This window comes from Rhizobacter sp. (assembly GCA_019635355.1).
Taxonomy (GTDB): Bacteria; Pseudomonadota; Gammaproteobacteria; order Burkholderiales; family Burkholderiaceae_C; genus Rhizobacter.
Genome location: JAHBZQ010000001.1, coordinates 670,114 through 696,437 on the forward strand (window position 1 = coordinate 670,114; position 26,324 = coordinate 696,437).

21 protein-coding genes are annotated in these 26,324 nt (G+C 68.1%); all 21 read right to left on the minus strand.

From position 1 onward, the window contains the following. Positions 1-12: 12 nt before the first annotated feature. The 21 genes from KF892_02950 to KF892_03050 all read right to left on the minus strand — a co-directional run bounded on the left by KF892_02950 (position 13) and on the right by KF892_03050 (position 26,317). The gene (locus KF892_02950) at positions 13-1,281 is read right to left on the minus strand and encodes a TIGR02270 family protein (GenBank protein MBX3623945.1); all 1,269 of its coding nucleotides are present in this window, start codon (positions 1,279-1,281) and stop codon (positions 13-15) included. A gap of 11 nt (positions 1,282-1,292) precedes the next feature. Then, positions 1,293-2,240: a hypothetical protein gene (locus KF892_02955; protein MBX3623946.1), complete on the minus strand. Its 948-nt coding sequence runs from the start codon at positions 2,238-2,240 to the stop codon at positions 1,293-1,295. A 37-nt stretch (positions 2,241-2,277) separates the two neighbouring features. Next, positions 2,278-3,366: a DUF4150 domain-containing protein gene (locus KF892_02960; GenBank protein MBX3623947.1), complete on the minus strand. Its 1,089-nt coding sequence runs from the start codon at positions 3,364-3,366 to the stop codon at positions 2,278-2,280. Beyond that, the gene (locus KF892_02965) at positions 3,363-4,391 is read right to left on the minus strand and encodes a hypothetical protein (protein MBX3623948.1); all 1,029 of its coding nucleotides are present in this window, start codon (positions 4,389-4,391) and stop codon (positions 3,363-3,365) included. Before KF892_02965 ends, KF892_02960 begins: the two co-directional genes overlap by 4 nt. Beyond that, positions 4,388-5,521, minus strand: coding sequence for a DUF2169 domain-containing protein (locus KF892_02970; protein ID MBX3623949.1), 1,134 nt, complete (start codon positions 5,519-5,521; stop codon positions 4,388-4,390). The genes KF892_02965 and KF892_02970 overlap by 4 nt, the downstream gene beginning before the upstream one ends. A gap of 15 nt (positions 5,522-5,536) precedes the next feature. Continuing rightward, entirely contained in the window at positions 5,537-5,998 is a 462-nt protein-coding gene (locus KF892_02975; protein MBX3623950.1) for a hypothetical protein, read from the minus strand. 98 nt (positions 5,999-6,096) lie between these two features. Next, the gene (gene tssI / locus KF892_02980) at positions 6,097-8,382 is read right to left on the minus strand and encodes a type VI secretion system tip protein VgrG (protein MBX3623951.1); all 2,286 of its coding nucleotides are present in this window, start codon (positions 8,380-8,382) and stop codon (positions 6,097-6,099) included. A 98-nt stretch (positions 8,383-8,480) separates the two neighbouring features. Beyond that, a complete protein-coding gene (locus KF892_02985; GenBank protein ID MBX3623952.1) occupies positions 8,481-9,221 on the minus strand; it encodes a hypothetical protein in 741 nt (246 codons plus the stop codon). A 22-nt stretch (positions 9,222-9,243) separates the two neighbouring features. Then, the gene (locus KF892_02990) at positions 9,244-10,578 is read right to left on the minus strand and encodes a tetratricopeptide repeat protein (GenBank protein ID MBX3623953.1); all 1,335 of its coding nucleotides are present in this window, start codon (positions 10,576-10,578) and stop codon (positions 9,244-9,246) included. Then, positions 10,565-13,276: a type VI secretion system ATPase TssH gene (tssH, locus tag KF892_02995; GenBank protein MBX3623954.1), complete on the minus strand. Its 2,712-nt coding sequence runs from the start codon at positions 13,274-13,276 to the stop codon at positions 10,565-10,567. The genes KF892_02990 and tssH overlap by 14 nt, the downstream gene beginning before the upstream one ends. Further along, positions 13,269-14,327: a type VI secretion system baseplate subunit TssG gene (tssG, locus tag KF892_03000; GenBank protein ID MBX3623955.1), complete on the minus strand. Its 1,059-nt coding sequence runs from the start codon at positions 14,325-14,327 to the stop codon at positions 13,269-13,271. Before tssG ends, tssH begins: the two co-directional genes overlap by 8 nt. 5 nt (positions 14,328-14,332) lie before the next feature. Continuing rightward, on the minus strand, positions 14,333-16,192 hold the full coding sequence (gene tssF, locus KF892_03005; protein ID MBX3623956.1) for a type VI secretion system baseplate subunit TssF: 1,860 nt from the start codon (positions 16,190-16,192) through the stop codon (positions 14,333-14,335). Between the two features lie 66 nt (positions 16,193-16,258). After that, positions 16,259-16,789 carry a type VI secretion system baseplate subunit TssE gene (gene tssE, locus KF892_03010; protein MBX3623957.1) on the minus strand — a complete coding sequence of 177 codons (531 nt, stop codon included), beginning with the start codon at positions 16,787-16,789 and terminating at the stop codon, positions 16,259-16,261. Beyond that, complete coding sequence (locus tag KF892_03015) at positions 16,786-17,583, minus strand: tetratricopeptide repeat protein (GenBank protein ID MBX3623958.1); 798 nt, start codon at positions 17,581-17,583, stop codon at positions 16,786-16,788. Before KF892_03015 ends, tssE begins: the two co-directional genes overlap by 4 nt. Before the next feature lie 11 nt (positions 17,584-17,594). Further along, on the minus strand, positions 17,595-18,092 hold the full coding sequence (locus KF892_03020) for a type VI secretion system tube protein Hcp (protein ID MBX3623959.1): 498 nt from the start codon (positions 18,090-18,092) through the stop codon (positions 17,595-17,597). A gap of 53 nt (positions 18,093-18,145) precedes the next feature. Beyond that, complete coding sequence (locus KF892_03025) at positions 18,146-18,577, minus strand: hypothetical protein (protein ID MBX3623960.1); 432 nt, start codon at positions 18,575-18,577, stop codon at positions 18,146-18,148. Positions 18,578-18,656: 79 nt separating this feature from the next. Beyond that, positions 18,657-19,136, minus strand: coding sequence for a type VI secretion system tube protein Hcp (locus KF892_03030; GenBank protein MBX3623961.1), 480 nt, complete (start codon positions 19,134-19,136; stop codon positions 18,657-18,659). A gap of 119 nt (positions 19,137-19,255) precedes the next feature. After that, positions 19,256-20,749, minus strand: coding sequence for a type VI secretion system contractile sheath large subunit (gene tssC, locus KF892_03035; GenBank protein MBX3623962.1), 1,494 nt, complete (start codon positions 20,747-20,749; stop codon positions 19,256-19,258). 31 nt (positions 20,750-20,780) lie between these two features. Beyond that, entirely contained in the window at positions 20,781-21,293 is a 513-nt protein-coding gene (gene tssB / locus KF892_03040) for a type VI secretion system contractile sheath small subunit (GenBank protein ID MBX3623963.1), read from the minus strand. Positions 21,294-21,331: 38 nt separating this feature from the next. Then, positions 21,332-22,348: a type VI secretion system protein TssA gene (gene tssA, locus KF892_03045; protein MBX3623964.1), complete on the minus strand. Its 1,017-nt coding sequence runs from the start codon at positions 22,346-22,348 to the stop codon at positions 21,332-21,334. Positions 22,349-22,465: 117 nt separating this feature from the next. Continuing rightward, positions 22,466-26,317, minus strand: coding sequence for a filamentous hemagglutinin N-terminal domain-containing protein (locus KF892_03050; protein ID MBX3623965.1), 3,852 nt, complete (start codon positions 26,315-26,317; stop codon positions 22,466-22,468). Positions 26,318-26,324: the final 7 nt, after the last annotated feature.

Here is a 26,324-nt window from a genome sequence, read left to right on the forward strand (position 1 = left end):
AAGCCTTCAGGCTTACATCTGCGCCAGCTGGCGCTGCTGGCGCCACGCGGGCGCGGCGACGTTGAAGAGCGCGGTGCCGGGCGTGAGCAGGCACAGGTAGTCGGCCGCGGCCATGCGCTGGCGCTGGAAGCCGTTTTTCAACACCGACACGCAGTGGGCCACCGACGGCGGCTCACCGACGAAGTAGCGCGTGCCGGGCTGGAAACGGGCGCCGTTCGCCTGCCACCAAGCGGCGATCTTGTCGGCGTCGGGCCAGGGCAGGCTGTCGTCTTCGTCCAGCGCCACGTCGGCGTCGGCGGGGTCGTCGTTGGGGCCGAAGACGGCGTCTTCGGGTGGCTTGACTTCGAGGTCCAGCAACGCGAGGTCGAGCCCGGTGATCGTGCTGAACGCTTCGCCGGCCAGCCGGGTGAGCTTCGGGTCGGCCATCTGCTTGATGAGCCAGGGCACGTAGTGCGGGTCACCGGCCATGCCCACGCCGCGGATCAGGCCGCGCACGAGCTTCGGCTCCTGTGCCCAGGGCTTGAGCAGGGCGTTCGCGCGATCGGCCGGCAGCACTTTCAGCACGGTGACGAGCGCCTCGAGGCGATGCGGCCCGGCGGCCTGGGTGAGTGCGATGAGCTTCTCCACCGCCTGCTGCCGGTCGCCGAGCCGCAGCGCTGCGCGGGCACCCGCGAGTTGGACGAGGGGGTCGGCGTGGGCCAGCGCGCCAAGGCAGGCGGGCAACAGGTCGACGCGCCCGAGCCGGCCGGCGGCGTCGTGGGCCGACGCCAGCAGGTCGGCGGGACACTCGCCTTGTGCCATCAACTCGCCGAGCAGGGCACCGGGGTCGACCTGGTGCATCACGCAGGCCGCCAGCCCCAGCCGGCGATGGGCAGCCTCGGGCGACGACAGGAGCGTCTTCGCGAGCCCGCGCAGCGATGCGGGCGACACCCAGCCCAAGGCGGACGCGAGGGCGGGGTGGCCGTCTTCCAGCGCTTGCGCCACGGCGAGCAGGCGCTGCAGCGAAGGCGCATCGGCGGATTCGATCGCATGGATGGCGGCGGCAAACACGGCTCCGCGGGTGGGCCGCTCCAGCGCCGACAGGTGCAGCGGGCCGGCTGCGTTGCCGGCGACGGCCAGGCCATCGAGCGCGGCGGCAAGGCGCTCGTCGAGCCGGGCCAGGAAGCGCAGCGTGACGTGCGGGGCGCGGACCAGCACCGCACGCGTCTGGCGCAGGGCGATGGCATCGTCGAGATGCTGGTTGAGGACCGCCGGCACCGGCGAACGGGAAGACACGGTCACAGGCACGTCACTCAGAGCTGGAAGATCTTCTTCCACTTCGATCCGTCGTAGAAGAACGCTTCGTCGACACCTGCCACCAGCAGCACACCATCGCCCGAGGCGAGGTGGGCGAAGTTGTTCATCGGCGGCTGGCCGATGGGCAGCGGGCGAGGCTCTCCGGTCGAGACTTCGTAGAGCGCGTCGTCGGTGGAGACGATGACCATGTCTTTGTAGGCGGCGAGTTCCTGGAAGAACTCCTCGCCTTCGAGGTCGATGCGGATGGGCTTCCACTTGTTCTTGCGCCCGACCCACAGGTCGTGGCTGTCGGTGGTGAGGTAGACCTGGCCATCGGGGGCGCACAAGACCTTGCCGAAGTTGGCGTCGGTGGGCACTTCGAGCTGCGCCCAGCGCTTGCCGTCGAAGTGCCAGAGGTTGCCGCGTGGGCCGCAGGCGTACAGGTCGTTTTCGGCGAAGCCGTCGATGTCGTCGAAACCGGCGTTGTCGAGCTTGCCCTTGAGCGGCTTGGTGAGCTCGTCGGTGGTCAGGCGCTGCCACTTGTTGGGGGCGGTGCGGCGGTAGACCTCGCGGCCGATGCCCACCGCATAGGCATGCCCGCCCGCGATGCAGCGCAGAGAGGTGAAGAACGCCGGCTTCTTGCTGGTGATCGATTTCTCGTCGTCGTCGTCGCCCTGGCCGAGCACATACACCTCGCCCGGCTCGGCGATGAAGACCCAGCGCTCGGCCGGCGCGAAGCAGGCGCACCCGTGGATGCCGGTGGTCTGGTGCCACTCGCGGAAGGCCCATTGCTCGGCCTTCTTGTCATTCGGGAAGTGAAAGAAGAGGGCGGTGGGGCGCGGGATCAGCGCGTCGTCTTCTTCCCAGTTCTGGGCGGTGAAGGCGAAGAGGTCGCGGCTGCGGACGAAGCATCCTTCGATGCCGAACTCTTCCAACTCCTGTGCGATGTCCGCAAACGAGCTCATGCTGGGTTGCCCTTTCCTGGCTGTGTGTTGAAGAGGTTCACCGCACGGTGCCCTTCTTCGGCTTCTTCTTGTACTTGTCGAAGTTGGCGCGGGTGGCGCCGTCTTTCTGGTTGACCTTGATCTTGGCGCCGGTGCCGGTGCGCGTCATGTGGCGATCGATCTGCTCTTCGATGCACTCCTTCGAGCACTGCGGGTTGCCGTCCTTGTCCTTGAAGGTCTCGGTGTGGGCCTCGGCCGCCTTCGATTTGGCGTCTTCGTAGGTCAGCTCCTTGCCGGCTTCGAGTATCTCGCGGTACTTCTTCTTGGTCTTGTCGTGCATCTTCTTGTGCGTGCCGATGACCTTGGAAGTGCCCTTCTTGCCGGTGCAGCACACGCAGGGGGCGTTGTCGAGCGTGTAGGCGTTGGGCCCCGTCTTCTTCAGGCCCGGCACGTTGGTGCTCGTGTCGCCTCGCGCGCCCTCGGCCTGCAGCAGCGAGTTGGGCAGGATGTGGTGCGCCACCTGCGGCGGGCAGCAGTGCGGCGACGACTTGCTGCTGGTGCCGTCGTTGAAGGGCGTCAGCATGCATTTGCGCGCGGCCTGGCAACCCGCGTTCTTGCAGGAGTCTTCGGTGCCGTAGGGGTCGCAGTTGGCGCAGGCCTTCTTCTCGGCCTTGATCTCTTCCTTGCAGGGCCCGGTGTTGCGCGAGAACGCCGTCTTCGAGACGAAGGGCCAGGGCGGTGTGCCACCCGGCGGCGGGTTGTGGTTGTGGGTGGTGAGGTCGAGGTTGCGGACGACGTTCTCACCCTCGACCTTGACATCCATCGACCAGGCGTTGAAGTACACCTTGCCCTTGTTGACGCTCGTGACGACGTTCTTCTTCGGCGCGCTGCCGGCTTCGTCGCCCGTGCTCTGCTTGAAGTAGCTCTTGTTCTTGAGCATCACTTCCTGGCCGGCGATCTTCACCGAGCTGGAGCCCGAGGTGGCGTCGCTGTCCATCCCGGTGTTGGGATAGGGGATGGGCACGCCCGGCGGCGTGGCGGGGGTGAGCGGCGGCGTGAAGCAGACGTCGGGGAAGGCGCAGATCGACTTGCCGGCGCCCTGCTTGCACGACACCTCCATGCCGTTGGCGTAGACGTTGTTGCTCATGGCGCAGCCACCTGGCGCAGGGTGAGGGCCGCCCGCGGCCCGTCGTCGTTGGACAGGTGCACCAGCACGCCCGGCCCCTTGGCGTAGCCCTTGCGGTAGGCCGCCCAGGCCGTGGCCAGCGCCGCGATGCCGGCGGCTGCACCGATCTCGCCGGTGCACTCGGCCGCGTGCCAGAGGTCGAACTCCTCCTTGCGGTGGCGCAGCGAGCGCGACAGCGCGAGCGAGGTCTCCTTGAAGTAGTAGTGCTCGCCCGCGATGTCGGTGATGCGGAAGTCGATGTCGCCAAGATCGCACTGCGCGTCGGCGAGGGCCGCCTTGATGGCCTGCGAGAGGCCCTCGGCGCGCAGCGGCAGCTCGCTCTCGACCGTGGCGGGCTCGCGGCCGAAGCCGATGCCGGTGCACATCAGCGCGCCAGGCGTGGCGTGGCGGCTGAGCAGCAGCGCGCCGGCGCCTTCTCCGGCGATGAAGCCGTTGGAGTTGTCTTCGGTGAGCAGGCGGTCTTGCTCGCCGTAGTGGCGCAAGGTTGCCGCGCTCAGGAGGCTGTCGCTGGCGGCGACCAGCACCTGCTCGATGCCCGCCTCGTTCAGCAGCGTTCTCGCATGTGACAGTGCCACCGCCGCGCTCACGCGGCCATGCGCGATCACCGCGCTGCGGTCGGAGAAGCCGGTGCCGAGCTCATGGCGGATCAGTGCGATCAGCTCCTCGTCGAGGCCCTCGCGCCGGCCCGGCCGTGCGGGCTCGGCCACGCACAGCAGCAGCGGAATCGTGTGCCATTGCGCGGGCGGAATGCCGTCGAGCGCTTCGGTGATGGCCAGGCAGGCCATCTGCGCGAGCCGGTCCATGCCGGTCCAGGGTTCGTCGAGCTCGACCTGGTGGCCCGTGATGAACTGGCTGTCGGGGCCGATGAAGTGCGTCTTCGAGGGGTTGCTGACCTTGGCGCGGAAGGCAGCGCAGCTGGCCGCGGCGCTCAGGCCCACGGCCGTCACGAGGCCGACCTTGTCGATGATGAGCGGGGCGGGCTTCATGGCACCTGGGCAGGTTGTGCAGCTTGGGCAGGCGCCATCGGCACCATGATCACGGGGATCGGGAACGAGATCTCCTCGCGCTGCTGCCACCACTCGCGGCCCTTCTTGCCCACCAGCACCTGCGCGATCTCGTGCAGGCTGCGCTTGAGCGGGCGTGCCACACGCCAGCTCAGCGTGAAACGGCGTGCCTCGGGCTCGATGACGATGGTGTCGAGCGTGGCGTTGTAGTCCTCGCGCTCGCCCCGCTTCGGGAACACATGCACCGGCGCCACCAAATGGGGGATGCTGAAGTGCGTCAGCCCCTCGGGTGTGAGGTTCGACAGCACCACCTCGGTGGGGCCGTGGGCGAGGGCGTCGAGCGGCACTTGCTGGTCGAGCGGCGCGGCCTGGTAGTACTGCTCGTCGAAATCGGGCGGCAGGAAGGGGAAGTGCGTGTCGAGCCAGGCAGCGTCATAGGTGCCGGCGAGCTTGGAGCGGGGCTCCCAGCCGCGGCCCACCGGCCCGAACGACATCGGTCGGTAGGGCCTGGTCGTGTCGGAGATGCTCTGGCCCGCCTCTTCGGTGAGCGGCAGCGGCTTGCCGTCGACCCACTCCTTTCGCAGGTGCTTGTGGAAGCCGCGGCCAGCGGGGTTGGCCATGAAGGCGGCGTGCTGGGCCGGGTCTTCGTGGAAGAGGTCGGTCCCGCCGAAGGCCACGTCGTAGGAGATCGGCTGCGTGACGAAAGGCTCCGGCGCGGTGGCGCGCAGCGTCGCGAGGCCGCAGTCCCAGTGGCGGGGGCCGACGGCGGTGAACCGCTTCTGCCATTGGCCCACCCGCATGCCCACGTCGACGCGCGTGGCCGGGTTGCCGCGCGGTGCATGGGCCTGGCCCAGCAGGAGGATGTCGCAGCGCGGCTTGCGCGGCGCGAAGTCGACCTCGTACACCGGCGCCGACAGGCCCGGCTCGCCGGTGAAGGTGTCGGCCATGACGAGCGGCACCTGCTTCTCGTGCAGGGCGAAGTGGGTGTGCGGCTCGCCGGGCTCCGGGAACCGGAACGTGCCCTTGATGGCCACCACCAGCGATTCCCGGCCGCTGGGCTCGAGGCCCATGTTGCAGCCCGCCGTCATGCGGGTGGCGTTGATCAGCTCCATGTCGTGTGCGGGCGGTCAGTTGAGTTGCACCGAACCGCCCTTGAGCCGGTTCACCCCAGTGGAGCGGCTGGAGACGTAGCTGCCCTGGATCAGCACCTTGCCCGCCTTGGTCAGCGTGATGCTGGCCTTGCCGCACTGGAGCACGAGCTCCTGCTTCGCGTTGACGACGAGGCGCTCGCCGTCGGCGTCGACCTGCACCTGGCCGGGGGCGTCGAGCGGGCGGTCACCGGCCGCGCGCAGCACGCCCATCACGATGGGGCGGGCGGCGTCGCCGCCTTCGAACGACAACACCACCTGCCGGCCGATGTGGGCGCCGTGCAGGTCGAGTACGGTGCGCGCCCGCACGGCGGCCGAGCCGGCCTGGCCGGGGAAGAGCACGAGTGGCGTGAAGCCTTCGTCGGCGAGGGCGACGAGTTCGCCGATCACCACCTCGGGCAGCGGCGCAGGCGAGAGTGCCGCGGGGCGCCTGTCGATCAGCGAGGCCAGCGGGCTTTCGGCGGTGGGGCTTTCGGGCGCGTCGGCCAGCATCAGCTGCTCGTCGCTCAGGTGTTCGCGTTGCATGGCGTGCCTTGTCATCAGTTCTGCAGAACCTTCGAGCCCTTCACCACGACGTCGCTGCTGGCCTTGATGTTGATCTTGCCGGAGCCGTCGACGGTGATGTCCTTGCCCTTGATGGTGATCGTGCCGTCCTTCTTCATCGTGATGCTCGCGCTGCCCGTCTTGAGGGTGATGGAGTCGGCGGCGGTGATGGTGAGGTTCTTGCCGACGGTGAGCGAATCGTCTTCGCCGATCGAGGTGGAGCGCTTCTTCGAGACCGACGTGCTCTGCGCACCGCCGACGGTGAGGCTGCGGTCGGCGCCGATGGAGTTGGTCTGCTTCGAGCCCACGCTGGTGGACTGGTTGGAGCCGACGGTGATGTCCTGGTTGCTGCCGACGGTGAGCGTCTGGTTGGAGCCGACGTCGATCGTCTGGTTGGAGCCGATCGTGATGCTCTCGTTGCTACCCACCGACTCGGTGCGGTTGGCGCCGATGGTGATGGTCTCGTCGGAGCCCACCGTCTCGGTGCGGTTGCTGCCGATGTCGATGGTCTCGTTGCTGCCCACCGACTCGGTGCGGTTGGAGCCGATCGTGATGCTCTCATCGACCCCCACCGACTCGGTGCGGTTCTTGCCGATGGTGATGGTTTCGTTGTTGTCGACCGTCTCCGTGCGGTCGTGGTGGATCGTGATCGTCTCGTCGTTGTCGACCGTCTCGGTGCGGTCATGCTTCACATGCACCGTCTCGTCGTGGTCGATGGTCTTGGTGCGGTCATGGCCGACCCAGTGCGTCTCGTCGTTCTCGACTTCGATGTCCTGGTTCTTCTCGGCGTGGATCCACAGCTGCTCGCTGCCCTTCTTGTCTTCGAAGCGGATCGCGTTGGCATTGGCATACGCGCCACCCTTCGACGAGCGCGTGAGGATGCCGCTCTGCGTGGCGTTGGCGGGCAGGTCCCACGGCGGCATCTGCTCGGCGTTGTAGACGCGGCCGGTGATGAGCGGCTGGTCGGGGTCGCCTTCGAGGAAGCCGACGACGACCTCCTGCCCGATGCGCGGGATGTGGATCGCCCCGAAGTTCTTGCCGGCCCAGGGGTGCGACACGCGCACCCAGCAGCTGCTTTTTTCCTTCAGGTCTTTCTTCTTGGCCTCGCGGTCCCAGTGGAACTGAACCTTCACGCGGCCGTACTTGTCGGTGAAGATCTCTTCGCCACCGGGGCCCACGACCACGGCCGTCTGCGGGCCCTGCACGAAGGGCTTGGGCGTGCGGCGCGGCGGGCGGAACTGCTGCGACGACGGGATGGCGCTGAAGTCGACATGGAAGGTGTTGGCGCCGCTCGTGCCCGACTCGTTGGCGCTGACGCTCGCCTGGATGGAGGTGGCCACGATCAGGTACTCGGCGTTCTGGTCGTCGCGCGGGTGGCGGGTCAGCTTGAGCAGGCTGCCGGTCTGGATGCTGTGGCCGTTGGATGCGGCCTGCACCACGTGGAAGCGCGACTGCTGCTCGTCGAGGCGGTCTTCGACCTGCTGGCTGCCATCGGCGGCCACGATGTAGTCGCCCTGGTAGTCGAACATCTCCGAGTCGGCGAGGTCGTGGTCGTGCGTGGTGTCTTTCTCGACCGCGAGGTCGACCGAGGGGCGCTCGAAGTCGTAGCTGTCGAGCACGGTCTTGCCGGGGCGGATCTCGCGCGAGAACGTCCAGCGCGAGACGGTCTCGGTGTCGGGCGGGGCGGCGCCCAGCTCGTAGAAGGGCAGGGTGTCGTGGCCCTTCACTGCGTTGTGGGCGGTGCGCGAGTCGACGAGCATCATCTTGTGCTCGCCGTCCTTGTGCTCGAAGTACCAGTAGATGCCTTCGTGCTCGAGCAGCCGGGCGATGAAGTTGAAATCGCTCTCGCGGTACTGCACGCAGTACGTCCACTTGCGGTAGGTGCGAAAGAGGTTGAACTTGAAGTTCGCGACGCGGTGGTCTTCGAAGATCTTCTTGACGATGTCCGGGACGGTCATGTCCTGGAAGATGCGGCAGTCGCTCGTGCGCGTGAGGAACCAGAGCCACGGGCGCACGGTGGCGTGGTAGCGGTAGTAGCGGCCCTGGTGGCCGCCCATCGCGAAGCGCGTCACGTAGCCGTTGAGGTGGCGCTTGCCGTCGGCCAGCATCACGTTGACGGTGACCGGCTTGCCCAGCAGGTCGGCCGGCTTGAGGTCGGCCTTTTCGCTCAGCAGGTTGAGCTGCATGTCTTCGAGCGAGCTCAGGCCGCCGGTCGTCGACATCGACTCGAACAGCAGGTCCGCAGGCGGAAGAGGGGAGCTCAGGGTGATGGGTGCTGGCATGGTGTCCTACCTGGAACGCATCCGGGGTGTGGGCGTGAAGATAGGGCGTGAGCGCCCTCGCGGTAAGCGACGAAAGTCATGGCGCCGCCGCGCCGACTTCACTTGGTGGTGGTCGCCGGGGGTGGCGGTGCGATGTAGGTGATGAAGCGGTAGACCTGCCGGCTGCGCGACACGATGGGCACGCCGGATTCGCGGGTGTACAGGCTGTCGAGGAAGGCGTTGCCCTGGTCGAGGCCGTGCAGGTACGAGGGCAGCGAGGTGTAGTTCTCCATCTCCACCTGCACGAGGTTGGGGCCCATCCAGTCGGCGTCCTTGAAGCGGATCGCGAAGTTGCCGGTGTAGCCCCACAGCGGGTAGGCGAGCGGCTCCAGCATGTTGCCCTTGCGGCCCTGCCGGCCGCCGCCGGTGCGCCCCTGCACGAAGAAGTGCCCCTTGCTCGGCACCCATTCGCAGGCCACGTTGTCGATGCTGTACTGGCCCGACGGGCGGCCCGCGGCGATCCACTGCTGGTAGATCTCGACCGCCTCCAGGTAGGCCGGCGTGTTGCGCATGTGCTTGGTCTGGCTGTCCTCGGGGCCGAACTCGAGGTCACCGTTCTTCAGGCCCAGAGACGGGGAGCCGATCAGCCACCACACGAGGTTGCCGGCCGCCTCGTTGGCTTCGGCAAACCATTCGCTCGTGTTCTTGACGGCGCTCTCCCACGCCGTGGGCGTGTAGGCGTACATCTGCGGGCCTTCGGCACCGGGCGGGGAGTTCTTCGTCAGGGCATTGGTGCCGCCGTCGATGGCGGGCTGGTTGGTGTCGGACCCGAGCGGGCCGAGGTTGCCGTCGTTGGCCATGAGGAACCTCCAGGCAATGTGTTCAGGGAAGTTGTGCGGCGACCAGCCAGCCGATCACCGGCTGCCCGCTCTCCACGCGCAACTGCTCTTCGTGCAGGGCCAGCTCGTTGAGGCCCACCTGCGACAGCAGGCGGCGCAGGTAGCCGCGGTGGTGGGCGTAGCGGCCGTGCGGCTGCAGCTTGTACGACTCGCCACTTTCAGACTTCCACGCCTCCACGGTGAAGACGAAACGGCCCCCAGGGCGCAGTGCCGCGGCGGCGGCGCGCAGGGCATCGTGCAGCTCGCCGAAGTAGCACAGCGTGTCGGCGCAGATGAGCACGTCGAAGCGGCGCGGGTTGTCGTTCAGGTGCGCCACGAGTTCCGCGTGGGCCAGCTTGTCGTAGACACGGCGGCGGCCGGCCTGGGCGAGCATGCCTTGCGAGAGGTCGCAGCCGCTCAGCTCGCGCGCCCACTCGCGCACGAGCGGGCCACACAGGCCGGTGCCGCAGCCGAGGTCGAGCACGTCGTATTGGCGAGAGGGCGGTGCCAGCAGCGTTTCCAGCATCTCGGTCACGAGCTGCGGCGCGCGGTAGTCGAGCGCGGCGAGGTTGGCATCGAAGGTGGCGGCAAACGCATCGAAGGTCTTCTCGACGTAGGCATCGCTCGCCCGCTCGGGCACCGTGCCACCCACGCAGGCGGCGAGGTGGTGGCGTACCACCGGGTTGTCGGGTTCGATGGCGAGCCAGGCGCGGTAGAGCTGGGCCGCGTCTTCCAGGCGGCCCTTGTGCACCAGCGCCTTGGGCATGGCGTTGCGGGCCTGCAGCTGTTTCGGCGCGAGGGCCACACCCTTGGCGTGGGCGGCCAGGCCTTCGTCGATGCGCCCCTGCTCCACGAGCGCGAGCGAGAGCGTGTACCAGGCGAGTGCGAAGTCGGGCTTGGCCTTCACCGCGCGGCGGCACAGCGCCTCGGCCTCGGCATGCTGGCGGCGCTTGCGCAGCAGGGTGGCGAGGTTGGTGAGTGCATCGACCTGGTCGGGCTGGAAGGCGAGGCAATCGCGGTACGCCTTCTCGGCTTCGTCGTAGCGCTGGGTCTCCACCAGCACGTTGCCCAGGTTGTTGAGCGGCCCGGCTTCGCCCGGCAGGCGCACGATGGCCTGGCGGATGAGGCTCACCGCCTCTTCGCTGCGACCGCGGATGTGCTCCAGCACGCCGAGGAAATGCAGCGCGTCGGGGTAGCCCGGCCAGCGCTGCAGGATGGACACGAGCAGCGGCTCGGCCAGGTCGAGCTGGCCGCCGCGCAGGTGCGTGACGGCACGCTGCAGCAGCTGGCGCTGCGGCAGCTCGGGGTCTTTGGTGTTTCCGGGTCTAGTCGAAGGCATAGGCGAAATCGCCGTCGGCGACGGTGAGCTCCACCTTCGCGAGCGGCGTGCCCGTGGCCAGGCGGGTGAGGTACTCGTGGCTGATGCGCGGCAGCACGGTGTTGGTGAGCAGCGCGTCGATCACGCGGCCGCCACTTTCCACCTCGTTGCAGCGGCTCACCACCAGCTTGACCACCTCGTCGTTGAAGGTGAAGGGCACGTCGTGGTTGGCTTCGACGCGCTTCTTGATGCGGTTGAGCTGCAGCTTCACGATGCGGCCCATCATGTCTTCCGAGAGCGGGTAGTACGGGATGGTGACGATGCGGCCCAGCAGCGCGGCCGGGAAGACCTTCAGCAGCGGCTCGCGCAGTGCCTTGGCGATGGCATCGGGCGAGGGCATCAGCTCAGGGTCCTTGCACAGGTTCATGATCAGGTCGCTGCCGGCGTTGCTCGTGAGCAGGATGATCGTGTTCTTGAAGTCGATGAGGCGGCCTTCGCCGTCTTCCATCCAGCCCTTGTCGAAGACCTGGAAGAAGAGCTCGTGCACGTCGGGGTGGGCCTTCTCCACTTCGTCGAGCAGCACCACGCTGTAGGGGCGGCGGCGCACGGCTTCGGTCAGCACGCCGCCTTCGCCGTAGCCCACGTAGCCCGGGGGCGAGCCCTTGAGCGTGGAGACGGTGTGCGCCTCCTGGTACTCGCTCATGTTGATGGTGATCACGTTCTGCTCGCCGCCGTAGAGCGCTTCGGCCAGCGCGAGCGCGGTCTCGGTCTTGCCCACGCCCGAGGTACCGGCGAGCATGAAGACGCCGATGGGCTTGCTCGGGTTGTCGAGCATCGCGCGCGAGGTCTGGATGCGCTTGGCGATCATCTCCATCGCGTGGTCTTGCCCGATCACGCGCTCACCGAGGTTCTTGGCGAGGTTGAGCACCGTCTCGATCTCGTTGGCCGCCATGCGGCCGACGGGGATGCCGGTCCAGTCGCCCACGACGCTGGCCACGGCCTGGTAGTCGACGGTCGGCAGGATGAGCGGGCTTTCGCCTTGCAGCGAGCTCAGCTCTTCTTGCACCTTCTTCAGCTCGGCCAGCGTGGCGCTGCGGTCGGCGTCGGAGAGCTTCACCAGCTCGGGAGCTGCGGCTTCGGCGCTCTTCTCCAGCTTGCTGCCCGTGCCTTCCACCGGCTCCAGGCCGCCGCGCAGCTTGGCGCGCAGGTCGAGCAGCTTGTCGACGAGCGACTTCTCGGCCTGCCAGCGGCTTTGCAGCTTGTCGAGGCGGGCGCGCTCCGCGGTGAGTGAAGCCTCGACTTCGGCCGAGCGCTTGGCGGTGTCGATGCCGATGGCGTCTTCGCGGGCGATGATGCCGCGCTCGGTTTCCAAGGCCTCGATGCGCTTGGAGCAGTCGTCCACCTCGGCCGGCGTGGCATGCAGGCTCACCGCGACCCGTGCGCAGGCGGTGTCGAGCAGGCTCACCGACTTGTCGGGCAGCTGGCGCGCCGGGATGTAGCGGTGCGAGAGCTTCACCGCCGCTTCGAGCGCCTCATCCAGGATCTGCACCTTGTGGTGCTTCTCCATCGTGGAGGCCACGCCGCGCATCATGAGGATGGCGCGCGGCTCGTCGGGCTCGTCGACCGTCACGCTCTGAAAGCGGCGGGTCAGCGCGGGGTCTTTCTCGATGTGTTTCTTGTACTCGGCGAAGGTGGTGGCACCGATGGTGCGCAGCTGGCCGCGGGCGAGAGCCGGCTTGAGCAGGTTGGCGGCGTCGCCGGTGCCGGCCGCGCCGCCGGCGCCCACCAGCGTGTGGGTCTCGTCGATGAAGAGGATGATGGGTTTGGCGGAGGCCTGCACTTCATCGATGACCGAGCGCAGACGCTGCTCGAACTCGCCCTTCATCGACGCACCGGCTTGCAGCAAGCCCACGTCGAGCGCGCGCAGCTCCACTTCCTTGAGCGAGGGTGGCACGTCGCCACGCGCGATGCGCTGTGCGAAGCCTTCGACCACCGCGGTCTTGCCCACGCCGGCCTCGCCGATGAGGATGGGATTGTTTTGACGGCGGCGCATCAGGATGTCGACCACCTGGCGGATCTCGTCGTCGCGGCCGACGATCGGGTCCATCTTGCCGCTGCGGGCCTGCTCGGTGAGGTCGGTGGTGAACTGCTTGAGCGCTTCCTGCTTGCCCATCGCGGCGGGCGAGATGGCGCCGCTCGCTTCACCGGGCGCCGCGCCCGACTCGCTGGCGGTCTGCTGGTCTTCGGGCGAGCCGCCCACGATCTTGAGGAAGTTCTCGGTCAGGTCGTCGGTCTGGATCTTCTCGAACTGCTTGCTGATCGACATCAGCACGTTGCGCAGGCTCTTGGTCTTGAGCAGGCCGACGATGAGGAAGCCGGTGCGCACGTGGGTGCCGCCGTACATCAGCGAGCCGTAGACCCATCCGCGCTCCACCGCGTCTTCCACGAAGGTGGAGAGGTCGGTGACCGACGAGGCGCCGCGCGGCAGCCGGTCGAGCGAGTTCTGCAGGTCGGCCACGAGGTTCGACGCATCCATGCCGTAATGCTTGGCGATGCGGTGGATGTCGCTGTCCTGGTTCTGCAGGATCTGGAACAGCCAGTGCTGCAGCTCCACATAGGGGTTGCCGCGCAGCTTGCAGAAGACGGTGGCGCCTTCGATGGCTTTGTAGGCCAGCGGGTTGAGTTTGCCGAAGAGGGCGGAACGACTGATTTCAGCCATGGTGAAGGTCCTTCGTCAAAACGGAAGTGTTGGCGGGGTGGAGATGGAGTTCCCCGCGGTCGGGGTGCGGTGTCTTGCGGCCGAGCCAGGTGGTGCGGCCGAGCCGGGCGTTGCCTTGCATGCTGAGCTTGGGCACCTCGTCGCCCTTGAGCACGAGGCGCACGTCCCACAGCAGCTCGAAGCCCACGAGCTGGCGCATCCAGTCGCGCAGCTCGATGAGCGAAGGCTGGCCGGGCAGGAACTGCTGGTATTGCGCGAGCGTGAGCGGGCCGATGTGCAGGCGCAGCTTGTATTGGCGGTCCCACACCTTCGAGCCGGCGACGACCGAGACGCCCAGCGGCGCGCTGCGGCGAGCGCCGGGGCGGCCGAGGCGGCTGCGGTCTTCGGTGCGCAACGGCATCCAGTGGCCCACGTAGGGCTCCACGCGGATGGGCACGTCGAAATACTGGCGCAGCACCTTGGAGATGGCCTCGGGGTTGCGCGTGCGGCTGGCCAGGTGGCCGGCGCTGTGGCGCTTGGCCGTGTCGGGCACGCTGTCGGCGCTGCGCATCGAGGCAGGGGCCTGGCCGAACAGGGCGCTCACCCATTTGGCGAACTGGTCGTCGTGCGGGCGGTCGGCCTGCACGGTGGGCTGGTTCTGCGCCCAGGCGCGGTAGAAGAGCAGCAGCGCGCGGTGGTGGAAGACGTCGGCAAAACGCGCGAAGGTCGGGTCGGCGTGGTTGCGCAGGCGGTCGCGGGCGTACTCGGTGAGGTGCAGCGGCAGCGGGCCCATCGGGCCGAAAAGGCCGAAGAAGCGGTTGCCGAGCCGCGGATGCTTGCCCTCGGCCTTGAACGACATGATCGCGGCGGGCGCGAAGTCGAGCTCGGGGTCTTGCCCCAGGCGGATGGCTTCGGCGCCAGGGCGCAAGGCCTTGCCCAGGCGCGGTGCCTCGGGCGAGAGGGATTCGATCTGCCGCAGCACGGCGAAGAAGTCGTGCGCCCAGGGCTGCGCTGCGAGCTGCTCGTAGAGACGGGCTCGGCGTTCGTGAAGCTCGCGGGCGTCCTGCTTCATAAGTGTCAGAGGACTGCTTTCTCTCCGATGCGCGGCTTGGCGCGGAAGATCTCGCCTCGTGTCGCTGAGCGCAGCACGGTCTCGCAGAAGCTGTTGGCCGAGGCCTGGCGGGCGAAGAGGTGCGACAGCACCTGGCCGAGCAGGAACGCGCTGCTGCCCTGGAAGCCAAGCTCGTCGACGAGGGCCGTCACTTCCACCCCGCAGCCGAAGGTGAGCGGGCCGGGGAAGGGCAGGCGGCGCACGACCGACTTCGCTTCCACCCACTGCAGGCTCTCCACTTGCTTGGCCCAGGCGACGTCCTGCTCGGGCCCATGCAAGGCGAGCAGGCTGCGCAGCGAGGCGGCAGCGCGCTTGGGGTCTTCACCCGCGATGCTGAGGTAGTTGAGCGTGAGCAGGCTCACGAGCGACCAGCCGACATCGCCGCGTGCGAGCCGCTGCACCGGGCGGGTGGGGCCACGCAGGGTTTCGATGCGGCCGGCGGGGCCGGCGGCGTCGAGCGTCCAGGTGGTGGCGTTGCCGGGCAGGAGCGTGGGCAGGTCGCGGTTGGTCACGAGCGCGGTGAGCGACAGCTGGCGGATGTCTTCGCGGTAGGGCGCCGCCTGCGGGTCGACCAGCGAGAGAAACACTTCCTGGCCCACGTAGGCCGAGCGCGGGCCGTCCTGGCGCTGGCGCGACGACAAGAGCCGCGGCTCGCGGCGCACGGTGAAGTAGGCGCCGTGGTTGCGCGATTCGTCGTGGTAGCTCGCGTACAGCGGCAGGAATTTCTGCTCCGCCACCTGCGCCGTGCCATAGCCCGTCACCGACTCCATCGTGTGCACTTCGTAGTCCATCGGGCGCGTGCGGTCGGGCACCACGTGGTGCTCCCAACTGTCGGGGCCGAGTTGGATTCGATCGAGCCGCTTCGGGAAGAGGTTGACGGCGGGGGTACAAAAGAGCGCGAGGCTGCCGGCGTCCACCAGCGATTCAAGGGCGGCGTCCCCACGCGAAAACAGAAGCACGATCTCGGCCTCGTCGCCTTCGACCTGGTCGAGGCGGCGGGCGAGGTCTTGCACATCGAAGAACAGGAATCGTTGCGGCATCGCCGCCAGCTCCTGCAGCAGGCGGTGGCCGCTGAAGCCACGCAGCGTCTCGGGCAGCAGGGCTTCGTCGTCGCTGAAGCCGAGGGGCTGCACCGAGGCGGCGTCGGCAAAGCCCTGCATCGGGCGCTTGTTGCTCACCCAGGTGGCCACCGTGTTGCCGAGCACCAACTCGTGCAGGCGGAAAGCCACCTCGTCGGGCGCCGCGATGTAGAGCGGCAAGCGGTCGAGCTTGAGCTGCTTGAAGGCGAGGCCCCCGTGCAGCTTGAGCTTGATGCGCAGGCCGCCCTTGAGCTGGCGCGCCACCGGCAGATGGGCCAGTGGCAGGTCGGGCGCATGGGTGAAGTATTGGACGGACGCGATCTCGATCGGCCACAGCGTCACGTCATGGGCGATGCGGAACTCGCAGCGGGTGTTCTGGCCGCGCATGAGCTCGGCGTTCAGCGCGGTGCCGCGTTTGAGCGTGAAGCCCTTGGTGAGGTTCGGGTCGAGCGGGTCGGGCCGCATGCGCGCCACCACCATCGAGGGCACGGGCGACAGGAAGCCGGGGTACACCGTCTCGAGCAGGTGTTGGATCAGCTTGGGCTGCTCGGCATCGAGCTTGAGCTGGATGCGCGCGGCGAGGAACGCAAAGCCTTCGAGCAGGCGCTCCACATACGGGTCGGTGACTTCCAGCCCATCGAGCGACAGCCGCGAGGCGATCTTCGGAAACTCCTGCGCAAACTCGGCGCCCACCTCACGTAGGTGGGTCAGCTCGTCGTTGTAGTGGCGCAGGAGGTTCGGGTCCATGAGAAGGAATTCTGTCGATGTGGCACGGGCTGAACAGCTACTTTGGTCACACCCGCCGGGGCGCGCTCAGCGAGGCACCCTTCGGCTCACCGTGCCACTGGCCATGTCACGCACTTCCACCTGGCCGGCTTCGAGGTCGACCTGCGTGCGCAGCAAGAGCTCCAGCGGCACGGGCTGCGCCCACATGAAGCCCTGGATCTCGAACTCGATGACGTTGTGGGTGTCGAGCACGCTGGAGGCGTCGAGCGCGGTGACCTGCAGCGAGTCTTCCATCACCCGCGGCTCGAAACGCAGGATGGCCTGCTTGATGGCGCGCTCGAGCAGGCTCACGTCGATCTTCGAGGCCAGCTGGCCCGACATGGCGGGCAGGCCGAAGTTGAGCACCGAGTCGGCCGCGGCCGGGAACCGTTTGGCGAGGTCCTTGTCGAGTGGCTGCACCGAGTTGAGCAACCACGAGAGATCGCGCAGCACCGCCTCGCGGATCTGCGCCTTGTTCATCACGCGGTTGTCTTCGGCTTCGACGTGCGACAGCGGCGCGGTGTCGGTCAGCCGGTCGAGGAGGACGGGCTGCAGGCGGTCGCGCGTGTTGACGCTCATGCGGCCGGCGTGAGCTTGATCTCGCGCACTTCCAGCAGGCCGAGTTCTGCGCTGCTGGTGGAGATGATCCGCTGGCCCAGGCCGGCGTACTGGTCGGTACCGGCCGGCAGCCATTCGGTGGCGCGCGCCAGCTTGAACTTGCCGTCGGGCTGCTCGCGCGTGCCGGGGTAGCAGGTGGGAATGAGCGCGACCGATTCGCCGCCGTTGGCAAAGGTGAGGTGCGCGGGGGCCCAGACCATGTCGCGCAGGTCTTCGGGTTCGTCGACGTTGACGGCCGAGAGCGCATCGAAGGGTACCCAGGTGTAGCGGCCGTTGAGCACCACTTCGAGCACGGGGCCGAGGCGCGAGTCGGCATCGGCGATCCAGTCGAAGGCTTCGCCGTTGATGCTGCCTGCGGTGGTGGGCGCGGCCTCGAAGGCCTGTGCGCGCAGTTGCTGCGCCTGCTCGGACTGGCCTTGCGCGTCGTGCGCGAGGGCCTGGATCAGCAGGGCGATCCATTCGGAAGGCTTGCCGAACACCACCGGCGTCGTCTTGCCTGCGAACACGGCGCCACGCACGGCTTCGCACTTGATGGCCTCGCGGTAGGTGTTGACCATCGCGAGCGTGCTGGCGTCGAGCTGGCCGCAGACGTCGAGCTGGGCCATCGCCCGTTCCCACTGGCCGAGCACGGCGAGCAGCTGGAAGAGGAAGACACGCAGCTTGGCGTCGCCCGGCTTGTCGCGCACCTGCTGTTGCAGGGCCTGCAGGGCGGCTTGGGGGTCGCCCGCGGCGACGAGTTCCTGGGCGGTGGCCATGATGTTCGGGTTCAGTTGTTGAGGATTTCGTCTTCGAAGGTCATCGAGGCGCCGCGGCTGCCGGCCGACTTCTGCGGCCGGTACTCGACCGAGACCTTGTTGAACTGCAGCGTCACCGTCTCGAAGGTGTTGCCGGTCTCGTCGGTGGAATGGTCGACCGAGGAGATGCGCGCCTTCTGCAGCGTGACGAGGAAGTAGTCCATCTGCTCGGAGCCGGCCTTGCGCATCGTGAGCTTGGCTTCCTTCACCTCGTCATTCGTGGCGAGCGCTGCCATCAGCGCGGTGGTGGCCGAGTCGATCTGCTTGACGATGGTGAGGCCCTTGTAGGCGCGGCGCGAGGCGGCTTGCGTGGAGCCGAGCGCCGAGGTGGCCGAGACGCCCCAGTGCCAGCCCTTGACGACGATCTCTTCTTCGTGCCCCGGGTTCAGCGCTTCGCCCTTGACCTTGCCGGCACGCTTGGTCTGGACGCTCAGGAAGATGTCGGAAGCAGAGGTTTGGGCGGCAGGCATGGGGGCCTCGTCAAGGGCGGTGTGGGGTGGGTCGCGCTACGCGGGTTGTGGCATCAGAAGCTGTGCGCACGCTTGCGGCCGGCGGCGAGGGCCGGGGTGAAGGTGCCGGGCGAGCCGGGTACGGCGTTGACGCCGGGGGTCATGATGTCTTCGACGACACGGCGCTGCAGGTCGTAGATCGCGATCTGCTGCTCCTTCTTGGCGGCCTCGACCGCCGCTTCGCGCGTGGTGTATTTCTTGACGCTGTCGAAGTAGTAGTTGTTGTTGCCGGGGTTGAACCAGGCACCCACGATGTTCGAGCCGCCAGGGCCTGCTGCGTGGTTCATCGCGAACACGCAGCCGGCATGGCCGAACTGGTTCTGGGTGGCGTCGTAGGCGACGCAGTAGCCCGGGCCTTCGAGGATGCGGCCCTTTTCGAGGTCGATGCTGACGCCGTTGGGGTTTTGTTGTGCGATGGCTTGCACAACGGCTGCACTGGTGGCCATGAGAACTCCCGGTGAGGTGGGGGATGGCCGCCCGGAGCCTGGCTCCAGGCGGCAACCGCATGCCGTCGGCGTGTGCCGATCAGGTGATCTCGGTGGTGGCGTTGTTCCAGCCGAACTTCACCTCGCCGCCCAGGCCGCCCTTGTCGTCTTGCGGCTTGTAGGCGAAGTCGACCTGCTTGTAGGCGAAGGTGATGCTCTCGACGATGTCACCGCCCGAGCTGCCCGAAGGCTGCACCGACTTGATGAACACTTCCTTGAACTTGATGACGAGGAAGTCTTTCTGGCCTTCGCCGGCCTTGCGGCTGGTCATGGTCACTTCGGGGAAGTGCTTGCCCGAGGCGCAGTACTTGGCCAGCACCGGCGACCCCTTGTCGTAGATGTGGGTGATGTGGAAGTCGCCCGGCGTGGCCTTGCCCTTGCCGGAGCCGCCACCGGCGCCGACGGAGTCGTTGGAGACGCCCCAGGTCCACGACAGGACTTCGATCTCGCCCTTGTGGTCCTTGTGGGTGGATTCGCCGTCAACGCCGGCAAACTTGATGTGGGTGTCAATGGAAGCCATGAAAAATTCTCCTTGGGGTCAATGTTGAGGAAACGAGGTTTGCTGGTACTGGGACGCAAAAAGCGCGAGCGATAAAAGACGAGGGCTGCAGGTCGTCTTGGGTCTTGTCTGTGTGTAGATCAGGCCGCCTTCTGCGAGGGCAGCTTGGAAACCAGGCGCAGCGACACGGTCAACCCTTCGAGCTGGTAGTGAGGCCGCAGGAAGAACTTGGAGCTGTAGTAGCCGGGGTTGCCGGGGATCTCTTCGACCACCACCTCGGCCGCCGCCAGCGGCTTCTGGGCCTTGGTGGTTTCCGACGAGTTGGCGGGGTCGCCGTCCACGTAATTCATGATCCAGCTGTTGAGCCACTTGGCCATGTCGTCCTTCTCCTTGAAGGAACCCACCTTGTCGCGCACGATGCACTTCAGGTAGTGGGCGAAGCGGCAGGTGGCGAAGAGGTAGGGCAGGCGTGCGGCCAGGTTGGCGTTGGCCGTGGCATCGGGGTCGTCGTACTCGGCCGGCTTTTGCAGCGACTGGGCGCCGATGAAGGCGGCGAAGTCGCTGTTCTTGCGGTGCACCAGCGGCATGAAGCCGTTCTTGGCGAGTTCCGCTTCGCGGCGGTCGCTGATGGCGATTTCGGTCGGGCACTTCATGTCGACACCGCCGTCGTCGGTCGGGAAGGTGTGCGTGGGCAGGCCTTCGACCGCGCCGCCCGACTCGATGCCGCGGATGCGCGAGCACCAGCCGTACTGCTTGAACGAGCGGTTGATGTTGACCGCCATCGCATACGCCGAGTTGGCCCAGGTGTACTTGGTGTGGTCGGCGTTGGCGGTGTCTTCCTCGAAGTTGAACTCTTCAACGGGATTGGTCTTGGCGCCGTAGGGAATGCGCGCCAGGAAGCGCGGCATCGCCAGGCCGATGTAGCGCGCGTCGTCGCTTTCACGCAGCGAGCGCCAGGCGGCGTATTCGGGCGTGGTGAAGATCTTGGTGAGGTCGCGCGGGTTGGCCAGCTCTTGCCACGACTCCATCTGCATCAGGCCCGGCGAACCAGCGGCGATGAACGGGGTGTGCGCAGCCGCAGCCACCTTCGACATTTCACCGAGCAGCTCCACGTCGGGCGGGCTGTGGTCGAAGTAGTAGTCGCCGACGAGGCAGCCGAAGGGCTCGCCGCCGAACTGGCCGAACTCTTCTTCGTAGACCTTCTTGAAGATCGGGCTCTGGTCCCAGGCGGTGCCCTTGTAGCGCTTGAGGGTCTTGCCGAGCTCGTTCTTGCTGATGTTCATCACGCGGATCTTCAGCATCTCGTCGGTCTCGGTGTTGTTCACCAAGTGATGCAGGCCGCGCCATGCGGACTCGAGTTGCTGGAACTCGGGGTTGTGCATGATCTGGTTGATCTGCGAGCTGAGCTTCTGGTCGAGCTCGGCGATCATGGCCTCGATGGAGGCGACCACGTCACTGCCGATGACCTTGGTGTTGGCCAGCGCCTGTTGCGCGAGCGTGAGCACCGCGCTTTCGACGGCCGACTTCGCTTCGTCGCTCTTGGGCTTGAATTCCTTCTTCAAGAGCGATGCGAAATCACCGCCCTGGAACTCGACGCCCTGCAGTGCCGACGATTGACCTTGTGCTTCTGCCATTTCGTTTCTCCGTGTTCAGTGCGTTGCGGGCTTACTCGGCCTTGGGCTCGTCGGTGGTCTTCTTCGCGGAAGCCAGGCTCGCGAGCAGCGCGGGGTCGGAGATGACCTTGGCCAGCAGCTCTTCGGCGCCGGTCTTGCCGTCCATGTAGGTGATGAGGTTGCTCAACTGCTGGCGTGCGGTGAGCAGCTGGTTGAGCGAGTCGACCTTCTTCGCCACGGCGGCGGGGGAGAAGTCGTCCATGCTCTCGAAGGTGATGTCGACCGAGAGGTTGCCTTCGCCGGTCAGCGTGTTGGGCACCTGGAAGGCCACGCGCGGCTTCATCGACTTCATGCGGCTGTCGAAGTTGTCGACGTCGAAGTCGAGCAGCTTGCGCTCGGCCACCGGGGCCAGCGGCTCGGCGGGCTTGCCAGACAGGTCAGACAGCACCCCCATCACGAAGGGCAGCTGCACCTTCTTCTCGGCGCCATAGAGCTCGACGTCGTATTCGATCTGGACGCGCGGAGCGCGGTTGCGGGCGATGAATTTCTGACTGCTGGTGGCCATGGTGGAACTCCTCTTTAGGGTTCAGGATGAAAGACGGGTTACTCGTGTTGCGTGCCGGCGATGTTTTCGATCTGGTCGATGCCGGCAGGCGCCAAATCTCTGATGATTTCCAGGAAGTTCTTGCCCATCAGGCGCTGCGCGCGGCGGATCAGCAGCGGCGCGGGGTTGGTGGGTTCGTTCTTCTCGAGCCACTCGCAGGCGCGGTCGAGGCTCTTCAGCACGTCTTCGCGGGTGACGATCGTGCCCGGCGTGCCGCGCACCGGGGCGGCGCCGGGTGCGGCAGCCTGGGCGGTGTCGTCGCCGCCGGCGGCTTCAGGGGCGGCGCCCCCTTCGGCCTGGGTCGCGGCAGTGGCGAGCGCCTGGGCCAGCACGCGCAGGGGGCGCAGCTCGGGGCCTTGGGCACCGCCCACCTTGTCGATCAGCAGCTTCTCGATGCCCGACACGTCGGCGTGCAGTTGCTTGAGTGCGGCCAGGGTGCCGGCAGCTTGCGCTTCGGCGGCCTGCAGGGCTTGCAGCATGCCGTCGGCACTGGGCACGGTTTCGTCGGCCAGGGGCTCGGCCTTGCCGAAGGCGAGCTCCACCTCGCGCACGGTGACGGCCGGGCGGCCGCCGCCGATGCTGGCGGCGCGCAGGTCGGCCAGGCCGGCGGCGCTGTCGACCAGCGGGGCCAGCGCGTTCAGGCGCATGGTGGGGTCGTTGTTGTCGTCCGCGTCGAGCTGCGGGTAGACGTGATCCCAGTGGCGCTCGAGCAGGCCGGCGATGAGGGCGATGCCGCTCGCGTAGGCCGCCACGCCCTTCAGCCGGGCGCTGGCACGGGCCAGCAGCACGGCCACGCGGATGTCGCGGGTGCGGCGGGCGACTTCCAGCGCCTGCTCGCTCACCGCGCGCCAGTCGGGGCCTTCGGCGGCGATCACGGTGTCGCCGAACTGCTGCTCGGGCTTGCCGCGGGCAGCTTCTTCGAGGGCCAGGAAGGCCGGGTCGTATTCCAGGTCGGCACCACAGGGGGCGTCGTCGCCGAGGGAGGCCAGCAGGTCTTCGACGGGGAGGGCGTTCATGGGGTGCGATGTGTGGTGTCGATCACGATGTGTGGACTGTAGGAAGCGGCGGGGTGACCAGCATCAGCCGAAAGTCATCTGGGCCGGATGACCGAGGTCACCGCCGTGGCGCCGCGCTCAGAACGCCGAGCACGAGCCGCCGTCGCTCACGTTGAGGCAGCCCGAGAGCTGGGGCTGGTTGCGCACCTTGCCCCACTCGGAGGCGAGCTTGTCGGCGTCGGCGCCCTCGGCCAGGCCGCCGCGCATCACCGAGGCGGCGGTGCACACATAGGGCTGGTCGAGGTTGCGGCCGTAGACGTCGGAGCTGTTCTCGGCGTGGAAGGCGTCCATCAGCATGTGGCGCGTGAGCTCGGCCTGGCGCAGCGTGAGCACCGAGGGGGTGAACACGATGTTGTAGCCCAGCGGTGAGGCGAGCGTGCCCTGCCCGATGGCATAGGTGTTGGTGCCGCTCGGCGTGGCCGACAAGGTGCCGCTCAAGGAGCCGGCCGCGGTGTCGCCGTTGACGAGGCCGGTGACGGTGTACCCGAGCGAGGGCAGCGGCGCGCCGATCACGCCGGTGGTCGGGTTGGCCGCCACCGTGAGGGTGGGCTGCGTGGCGCGCACGAGGCTGTTGCCGGTGGTCGGCAGGGTGATGCCCGAGATGCTGCAGGTGGTGGTGTCGCCGTACACGCAACCGTAGAGGTTGTTGAAGCTGCCGGCGACCGTCGGGTTGACCACCGTGGGCGCCCAGATGCGCCACAGCCCGCCCGGCGCGCTCAGCGCGGCGCCCGTGGCGAAGGTCACGGTGCCGGGGGAGACGATGTCGAGCCGCGGCGCGGAGCCGGTCATGGTGATCGGCTGGTTGATCTGGATGTTGCCTCCTGCCTGCAGCACCGCGGTGCTGCCGCCGAGGCTGGTGGTGATCGCGAGCGGGGCGAACGGGGTGGCCGAGCCCGGGTCGTAGGCGGCGGCCGTGGCGGCATCGAGGGTGAGGCCGCCGCCCGTGCGCACGGTCAGCGCGGCCGGGGGGTCGAAGGCCAGCACGCCGTTGATCTGGTTGGTGGCCGAGTCGAGCGTGACGGTGGTGGCGGCGCCCCCGCGGATCACGAGGTCGCCGGTGGTGAAGTTGCCCACCTGGCCGATGTTGCCGGCGCTCAGCAGGCCGAGGGTGCCGAAGGTGTTGCCGCCGCGCACCGTGATGCCCAGCGAGCCCGCGCCTTCGTTCTGCAGCGTCAGCCGTGCCGCGGGCGCTGCCGCGCCGAATGCGTTGGTGTCGAGCACGATCGCGCCGGTGTGGCTGCGCGAGCCGATCACCACGCCGCCAGCGGCTGCAATGCCGCCGCCTGTGGCCAGCATGTCCGACAGCACGGTCATGGTGCCGGCGCCCGCGTTGGCGCCACGCGGGATGACGGTGATGCCCACCGCCGGCTGCTCGACCAGGTCGCCGGTCGTGCCGCTCACGCCCAGCGGGCGGATGTTGACCGTGCCGCTCACGTCGACCTGCGGCGGCACGCCGGCCACGCCCAGCTCGAGGGAACTGGCGCGCACGTCCGACAGGGCCCCGATCACGAGGTTGACGTTGGCGGGGCCGCCGTCGCCGTCGTCGATGACGAGGCCGGTGGTGGCCGAGCCGACCATCTGGATGCCCGGGGCGATGGAGCCGCCCGTCGACTGCCCGACCAGCTTCACCGTGCCGGGCGTGGAGCCGGCGCCGACGATCTCGAGGTCGCCGATGCGCAGGCCCACCGCGCCTGCCGGCCCGAAGCCCCCGTCGTCGCCGCGGCCGGCCAGCGTGACGGTGCCGCTGCCGGTCACGATGCGGGTGCCGTCGGCTTCGATGCCGGCGAGGCTGGCGGTCACCGAGTCGGTGCGGGCGGCGATGCCACGGATGTCGATGTTGCCGGCGCCCGCGGCGTTGAGATTGGCGCCGTTGAGCAGCACGGCGGTGCCGTGGCTCGCGCGGCCGTCGATGGTGAGGTTGCCGAAGGTGAGGTTGCCGGCCACACGCACGGCGGCGGGGGCGCCTGGCGTGGCGCTCGCACGGCCGCGCAGCACGATGTCGCCGGCCGTGCCGGTCTGCAGGTTGCTGGTGTCGATGTCGGTGGTGGCGATGTTGATGGCGGCGTTCGACGCATCGCCGCGCGCATAGCCCGTGGCGGGGTCGATGCCGCCGCTGGCCGTCACCGAGCCGCCCCCGGTCGAGATGCTGGAGTTGGTGATCGAGATGCCGCCGGTGCCGTTGCCGTCGAGGTCGGCATAGAGGTTGAGGTTGACCGGGCCGGCCCCCGACGAGTCGATGATGGTGCCGTCGATGCTCACGTTGTTGTTGGCGCGCAGCGTGAGCGTGGTGGAGCCGGTGCCGGCGCTGCGGGTGATGTTGGTGCCGGGGGCGATGGTGATGTTGCCGGCCTGCGTGCCGGCGCCACCCGCGTCGGTGGAGATGACCACGCTGGTGCCGGCATTGAGCGCGGCCACGATGTCGCTCGCCTGCACGTTGGCGCCGGGGCCGATGGGCTCGAAGCTGCCGGCCACGTCTTGCGGTGCGGCGTTGGAGATGGTGACGTCGTAGGGGTCGAGCGTCCAGGCGCCGGCCGTGCCACCGGCCGCGCGGGCGCGCGCGTCGATCGTGCCGCGCTTGTAGACGCCGCCCGAGTTGGCGAGCGCCGTGGTCACGGCCATGCCCGAGGTCTCGATCTGGCCGCCGTTGCCGCCCTCGGTGCCACCGCGTGCGCGCAGCGTGCCGTAGACCTCGGTCACGCCGAAGTCGATGCGTGCCGTGGGCTGGGTGGAGAAGGTGTCGTTGTACATCGCGCGCAAGGCGATCTGGCCGCCGTTGCCATTGCGGGTGGCGTCGGCCGAGAGCAGCACGGTGTCGTTGACCATCAAGGCGCGGGTGCGCGCATCGCCGATCTCGATGCGGCCACCGCCGGTGGCGCCATCGGCCAGCACCTCGGGCCCGGTGGGCTGCTCGCCGCGCTGCAGGGTGATCTGGCGCCCGAGCAGGGTGACCTGCCCGCCGGTGGCGCTGCTGCTGGATGCGTCGACGCTTGCGTCGTTGAGGTTGAGCGAGCCGCCACCGCCTGCGTCGATGTGGATGCTGCCGCCGTTGCCAGTGTCGGAGGCCGTGCTCAGGACCCCGGCGATGTTGAGGTTGTCGACACGGGCGTCGCCTTCTTCGCGCGGCTGCCCGCCGATCACGATGCGCCCGCCTGCGGCGAGCGTCTGCGAGCCGAGGCCGGTGGTGAGCGTGCTCGACGACGGCTCCGACGGTGTGACCTGCAGCACCCGCACGAAGCCGCTCGTGCCCACCGAGCGCAGCAGCGCCGCCGAGCCGTTGCTCATGTTGACCTCGCCGCGCGGCGCCGAGATCACGCCGTGGTGCTCGATCTGCGACTGGCTCAAGAGCACGATGGAGCCGCCTTCGGTGACCTGGATCTGCGGCTGGCGCGGGTCGTTGGCCGTCTGCACCGTGATCGCGCCGGCACCGCCCGAGAGCGCGATGTCGCTGCCGTCGATGAGGCTCTGGTAGTTGTTGGCCGACATCGTGCTGTCGAGGTCGAGGGCGCTGGCCACCAGCGAGCCGGTGTTGACCTGCGCGCTCGAGCCGAAGATCACGCCGGCCGGGTTGATGAGCATCACGCGGCCATTGGCGCTCAGGGCTCCGTGAATCTCGCTCGCGCTCGGGCTCGGGCCGGTGACGCGGTTGACGAGCAGGCTCTGCGCATTCGGCTGCGCGATGGTGACGCGCGCGGCGCTGCCGATGGAGAAGCTCGACCACTCGATCAGGCCGCGGTTGCTCGCGCTCTGCGTCTGCGTGATGGCGAGGCTGTTGCCGGCGGGTGTGCCCACCGTGGCGTTGATGACGGCACCACCCGGGCGCAATACGGGCAGCGTGTTGGCCGCGACCTGCGCGTGCACGGAGGGCGCGCCCAGGGCCAGCAGCGCACACAGCGCGAGGGGAGAGTGTTTGAACGAAGAAGGGGTACGCATGGCAGTC